Genomic DNA, 676 nt, shown 5'->3' on the forward strand with positions numbered 1-676 from the left:
GTTGGGTCTCAGCCCTTTGGCGGAGAGGGTCTTTCCGGTACCGGGCCAAAAGCCGGTGGTCCGAACTATTTGTATCGGTTCTGCGAACCCGACCGCCAGTCAACAGATGGTGCTTGGTCCGGCACCGCGAACCTACCCGCACCGAAGGGACAACCTGCCTCGGTGACGACGCGGTCTCTGCCCGGACCTACCGGGGAATCAAACCGACTGAGCGAATACGCCTGCGCGCCTTTGCTGTGCATGGGTCCGGGTAAGGTCGCCGCCAGCGCGCAGGCCGAGGCGGTGATTTCACTTGGCGGAACTGCATTTGAAATGACAGGCATGCTCGATCTTCACCGGCTCGAGAACCTGACGGGTTTCTCGGGCGTCCTGTGGTGGGGAGATGACGACACCGCCCGTCAGATCGAGCAACATCTGGCGCGGCGCAACGGGCCAATCCTGCCCCTGATACCCGGAATTCCAGAGCGAACTCGGGTTCTGGGAGAACGACACGTCTGTGTCGATACCACGGCTGCGGGCGGCAACCCGGCGTTGCTGGGCGGAATGGCATAGTGTTCACCACGACACAGACCTGACCCAACCGTCAAAGTTGGACCAGGAACCAGGGCAACAATCGGCATCAAACGGCGCACCAAGCCGAACACTGTTTTTACGGTGAAAGCTGGGACAGGGGATA

Annotated in this window: 1 pseudogene; it reads left to right on the plus strand. The window is 61.1% G+C overall.

Going from position 1 to position 676, the window contains the following annotated elements:
• Positions 1-552, plus strand: a pseudogene (locus ACRZ95_RS23120) (bifunctional proline dehydrogenase/L-glutamate gamma-semialdehyde dehydrogenase); the annotation flags it as partial.
• Positions 553-676: the final 124 nt, after the last annotated feature.

Source organism: Ruegeria sp. AI3, from assembly GCF_056541245.1.